Below are 3,521 nucleotides of genomic sequence, written 5' to 3'. Positions count from 1 at the left end.
GCAGTCCTCCACGACCGGTCCCGTCCCCGAGGCCGCGTCCGGCCCCCCGTCGGCGAACTCGTAGCCGCCGCGCGCGCAGCGCTCCGTACGGCACTTGCGCAGTGTCGTGCGGCTGCCGTCGATCACATGGAAGCCGTAGCCCCCGCTGCCGGTGACCCGGCAGTTCAGGAAGCTGCCCCGGCCGCCCGCGGAGACGTAGAAACCCGCCTCGGCGGGGGAGCCGACCGTGCAGCGCTCGATGACCGGGTCGGCGCCCTTGGTGACGATCACCCCGGTCTGGGTGTCCTCCACGGTGCAGTTGTTCAGCGTGCCGCCGCTGCCGTGGTCGCGGAACCAGGCGCCGGTGGCCGCCTCCCGGATGCGGCAGTCGTCCAGCTGCGCGGTCGCCCCGTCGCTCACCGACACCGCCGTGTTGCGCACCTGGGACAGGTCGCTGTCGACGACGTCCGCGCGGGAGCCGCGGTCCAGCACGAACAGCGCGTCCGGCACGTCGTGCACCCGGCAGGAGTCGAGCACCGCGGTGGCACCGTCGCTCACCCACACCGCCGGATAGTCGCCGGTGCTGTCGGATATCTCGCACTGGTTGGCGTCCACCCGGGTGCCCGGGTCCCACACCGACAGGCCGTTGCGCCCGAACCGGCGCACCGTCGTCCGGGTCAGCGTGAGGACCGAACGGGAGCGCAGGTCGACCGCGTTCTCCGGGATGTCGTGCAGCCGGCAGTCGGCGAGCGTGAGCACCGCGTCGATGTCCAGGGTGATGCCGTCGGCGCTGGTGCGGTGCACCTCGCAGTCGGTCAGATGCGCGGTGGCCCGCTGGGTGACCTGCACGCCCGCGCCGCGCACCTCGTAGATCTCGCAGCCCACCGCCTCCAGCGCGGTGTTCTCCCCGGTCACGGTGAGTCCGGTGCCAAAGGCGTGGTGCACCCGGCAGCGCTCCAGCCGCGGCCGGGCCCCGTCGCGGACCGTCACGCCCGCCTGCCCGGCCGCGACGACCTCGCAGTCCTCGAACACCCCGCCGCCGGCGTCGAGTACGGCGATGCCGACGCCTGCCGGGTTGTCGACGGTGCACCGGCGCACGGCCGGGCGGGCGCCGCCGCGCACCTCGATGCCGACGGCGGACCGGGTGACGATCCGCACGTCCGACAGCTCGGGGGTGCCCTCCTCGACCAGCAGCGCGGGCACCGCCGCGTCCTGGCCCTCCACATGTACGTCCCGCACCACCGCCGAGGCCCGCACGGTGAGCGGCACCCCGTCCACGGGCGCGATCCGCACCGAACCGGCCGTGCCGTCGGACCCCCGCAGCGTCACCGCCCGGTGTACGACGAGGTTCTCCCGGTAGGTGCCGGGGGCGATGGTGAGGACGTCGCCGTCGGCGGCTGCCTCCAGGGCGGCGGCCAGCGACGCGTACTCACCCGTGCGGCGCCGCCACCGCGATGTACCGGTGTGCGTCACCTGGACCGTGCCCTGTGCCATGGCGTTGCTGTGCCCCCACCTCGTCGTCCTGATGGCCCGCCGCCCGTCGGGGCGCTGCTGCCGGACCGCGGTCGTGCCCGGCCCGCGGGCGTGAGCGCGTTCGCACTCCCGGGCCCCCGGCCCCGGGGTCACGCACCCCGGGGCGTCGCCGGCAGTGCTTCGGCCGGTCCACCGTAGCGCGTGCGGACAAGCCCGGTTGACCGGAGTCTCGAGGCCGTCAGCTGCTGGTGTCCGCCTTGCCCCAGTCCGGGCCGGCCCGCTCCCACGCCTGGTCCCAGCGTGCGTACCGCCGCCGTACCAGGCGCCATACGGTCACCCGCCGGCCGGTCTCGACCAGGACCCCGGTCAGCAGGGCCGCGCCGAGCCCCGCCAGCACGGCGTGCGTCGTCGCCGTGGCGGAGTCCAGCGGGCGGATGGTCATCCGGCCCCGCGGGTCGGTCCACAGCCTGAAGTGGTCCCCCGGGTGCGGGGACTTCAGGTCCGCGAGGACCGGGCCCTGCCGCCGGGTGCCGTCCGGCGCCCGCCAGTACGCCAGGACCCGGCTGTGGCTCTCGCGCGCGGAGGACGACTCCGGGTCGGCCTCCGGCAGGGTGCCGCCCAACTCCCGCACCACGGTGGCCGTCACGAGATGGCGCACGTGCTGCTGCTGCCGCACGGACCGCTGGAGCGAGTCCTGGGCGGCCCGCCCGACCAGCCAGCCCGTCACGGGCGCGGCCACGGCGATCAGCAGCAGCGCGACGAGGGCCAGCCACGCCTCGGCCAGATCGGTCGTGCGGCGCAGCGGATTGCGCCGCCAGCGCCACAGCCCACTGAGTGCCCGCATGTCCCCCCTTCCGGTCCGTCACCACCCCCGGCGGCGGTGCCCGCCCGGACCCGGACCGGGAGCGGGCGGCATCACCAGCGCCGTGACCTCGGATGTACGCGGTCTCTCACGAATTTCTCACGCCCCCTCAACGACCGGCGCACGGGCCCCGGTTCCCGGACCGGCGGATCATCGTCCCTGCGCCGCACGGGCGCCGTCCGAGGCGCGCTCCAGCACCCGCACCGGGTCGCCGACGCCGACGGTGCCGGGCGTGACGGGCACGAGGTTCAGCCCGAACAGCACCTTCCCGTCCCTCCTGCGGTGGCGTGCCAGCGTGTACAGGGGCTCCCGGCCGCGTGCGGCGGTGCCCTGGTCGGTGGTGGTCACCACGCACCGCGCGCTGGGCTTGGTGGCCCGGAAGACCACGTCGCCGACGGAGATCCGCATCCAGTCGTCCTCCGCCCAGGGCTCGGTGCCGGCGATGACGAGGTTGGGCCGGAACCGGTTCATGGGCAGGGGGCCCTCGTGGGCGTGCGGCCCGTCGGCTATCAGGGAGTTCAGCGCCTCCAGCGAGGCCGCCGTGGTGACCAGCAGGGGGAAGCCGTCGGCGAAGCTCACGGTCTCGCCGGGCAGGGCGTACTCCGGGTCGACCGGGCGGCGGACGGCCGGCTCGTCCAGGTGGACCAGGCGGACCTCGGCCCCCAGATAGGCGCTGCACCAGGCGTGCGCCGCGGCGGCGGCCGGGACCGCCTCCACCTTCGTGCGGAACACGTCCACCAGGACGGTTCCGGACGGCTTCGGCACCTCGACCGTCAGCGGCTGCCGGCCGGGTGCGGACAGACGAACGCCGCCGCCGGCCAAAGGCTCGGCGGCGGCCAGCGCCAGGCGCGGCGACTCGCGCTGTGTGACGACCGTTCCCCCGTCGTCGATCAACGTCCAGCGCCGGTCACCGGCCAGGCCCCAGGGCTCCACCACGGCCGTCCGGGGCGATACGCCCCGGAGCGCCTTGACCGGATGGACGTGGATCGACTGCACTACGGCGTTTCCCATGCGGTCCATCGTGCCAGGCGGCACCGACAGCCGCGGGCGCCGTCAGTAACCGCGGTACTGCTGCTGGTTGTTGTACGGATCCTGGTAGGGGGCCGGCGCGGGACGCGGCGCGGCCGGGCGCATCGCCTCGTACCCGTTGCCTCCCGCCGCCGGCCGCTGCTGCTGCGGGGGCTGTCCCCGGCCGGCGAGCCCGTGC

The 3,521-nt window shown here is 75.1% G+C and carries 4 protein-coding genes; all 4 read right to left on the bottom strand.

The features are described 5' to 3' along the window. The coding region (locus tag H5J33_RS27700) for a right-handed parallel beta-helix repeat-containing protein (RefSeq protein ID WP_181797566.1) at positions 1–1,473 on the bottom strand (1,473 nt) is incomplete at its 3' end. Between the two features lie 217 nt (positions 1,474–1,690). Then, positions 1,691–2,296, bottom strand: coding sequence for a hypothetical protein (locus tag H5J33_RS27695; RefSeq protein ID WP_181797565.1), 606 nt, complete (start codon positions 2,294–2,296; stop codon positions 1,691–1,693). A 168-nt stretch (positions 2,297–2,464) separates the two neighbouring features. Beyond that, positions 2,465–3,325, bottom strand: coding sequence for an MOSC domain-containing protein (locus H5J33_RS27690; protein WP_181797564.1), 861 nt, complete (start codon positions 3,323–3,325; stop codon positions 2,465–2,467). Between the two features lie 42 nt (positions 3,326–3,367). Beyond that, positions 3,368–3,521 (bottom strand): DUF6643 family protein (locus H5J33_RS38445; protein WP_399552942.1); only part of this gene is annotated, 154 nt, incomplete at its 5' end.

Source organism: Streptomyces sp. WELS2 (genome assembly GCF_013870595.1).
Lineage (GTDB): Bacteria > Actinomycetota > Actinomycetes > Streptomycetales > Streptomycetaceae > Streptomyces.
This window is presented reverse-complemented; position numbering and strand designations above follow the sequence as displayed.

Bases quoted from the DNA above. Each gene is read 5' to 3' on its own strand.
- H5J33_RS27695 (WP_181797565.1), bottom strand. From the start codon at position 2,296: ATGCGGGCACTCAGTGGGCTGTGGCGCTGGCGGCGCAATCCGCTGCGC.
- H5J33_RS27690 (WP_181797564.1), bottom strand. From the start codon at position 3,325: ATGGGAAACGCCGTAGTGCAGTCGATCCACGTCCATCCGGTCAAGGCG.